At 72.8% G+C, this 1,486-nt stretch carries 2 protein-coding genes; both read left to right on the top strand.

Translation table 11 applies throughout. From position 1 onward, the window contains the following. A partial coding sequence (gene ligD, locus ESO86_RS16870) for a non-homologous end-joining DNA ligase (protein ID WP_207207204.1) occupies window positions 1-1,053 on the top strand: 1,053 nt, incomplete at its 5' end. Window positions 1,054-1,107: 54 nt separating this feature from the next. Then, the gene (locus ESO86_RS16865) at window positions 1,108-1,449 is read left to right on the top strand and encodes a DUF7882 family protein (protein ID WP_129235950.1); all 342 of its coding nucleotides are present in this window, start codon (window positions 1,108-1,110) and stop codon (window positions 1,447-1,449) included. The last annotated feature ends 37 nt before the right edge of the window (window positions 1,450-1,486 follow it).

Here is a 1,486-nt window from a genome sequence, read left to right as displayed (position 1 = left end):
CCGGACACGACGGAGGCACGGGCCGCGGGGCGGCGCGACGCCGGAGCGGGGCAGCGCGACCCCGTGCCGAAGCCGATGCTCGCGGTCCCCGGCACGGCAGGCCTCGTCGCGGGCGACGACTGGGCGATCGAGTGGAAGTGGGACGGGATCCGCGTGATCGTCCGCGTCGACGACGGCGTCGTCCGGCTCGTGAGCCGCAACTCGATCGACCGGACCGCGACCTATCCCGAGCTCGCGGCCCTCGCGTCCGCACTCCGTGCCGACGCCGTCGTCGACGGCGAGATCGTCGCGCTCGATGAGGAGGGGCGCCCCGACTTCGGCCTGCTGCAGCGGCGGATGAACCTCGGCAGGCCGCGCGAGATCGCCGCGGCCGCGGCATCCGTGCCGGTTCGACTGCACCTGTTCGACGTGCTCGAGGTCGCGGGGACGCCGACGGTCGACGAACCGTACATCCGGCGGCGCGAACGGCTCGAACGCCTCGTGCGACCGAACGCCGACGCACCCGTCGACGTCCCGCCCGTCGTCGAACTCGACCCGGCGGTCGCGCTCGAGGAGGCGGAACGGCTCGGACTCGAGGGCATCGTCGCCAAGCGGCGCACCTCGCGCTACTCGCCCGGCGTCCGGAGCGACGACTGGGTCAAGGTCAAGCTCTCGCAGACGCAGGAGGTCGTCATCGGCGGGTACCGGATGGGGGAGGGGACACGGGTCGGCCGCATCCGCTCGCTGCTCGTCGGCGTGCCGACCCCCGACGGGCTGCGATACGCGGGCCGGGTCGGATCGGGCCTCCGCGAGCGCGAGACCGAGAGGTTGCAGGGGGTGCTCGACGGACTCGCGACGGACGCGTCGCCGTTCATCGAGGTGCCCGCGGCCGATGCCGCGGACGCCGTCTGGGTCCGGCCCGAGATCGTCGGCGAGATCGGATTCGGGGAGTGGACGCGCACGGGGGTGGCGCGGCATCCGCGGTGGCGAGGGCTCAGGCCCGACAAGTCACCCGATGACGTGCGGTTCGAGGCCGGAACGGGTTCGGGGGACCAGGCTGGGAGTGGCCCGTGAGGTCGCCGTGACAGGTGATTTCGCCGGTACCCGCGTGGGGGTTAGTGTTCTGCCGTGGGAACCCTGTATTACGGCGACGCCGGAACGCCGATCGAGATCGACGACCGCGCACTCGCCCACCTGAAGATCGCCATCACGACGAAGCTCCGTCGCAACGAGAGCTTCACCCTGTCATGGCGTCACGTCGACGGTTCGACGCGCGGCCGCAGTTCGCTGTGGCTGCACCCCGCGATCCCGCTCCGGTTCGTGTTCGAGTCGCCCGAGGCGGGCGAGCTCGACCGGGAGTGGATCGAGGACCTCATGCGCGGCGCGAACTCGGGCGGCGGCATCGTGCTCGACCTCGAGCGCACCGACGCCGGGCAGCGCCCGGGACCGAAGCCGGTCGAGGCGGCCTAGCGGTCGGCCGGCGCCCTGCTCAGCGGCGCCGCAGCTC

This window comes from Agromyces binzhouensis, from assembly GCF_004135055.1.
In the GTDB taxonomy this organism is placed as follows: Bacteria; Actinomycetota; Actinomycetes; order Actinomycetales; family Microbacteriaceae; genus Agromyces; species Agromyces binzhouensis.
This window is presented reverse-complemented; position numbering and strand designations above follow the sequence as displayed.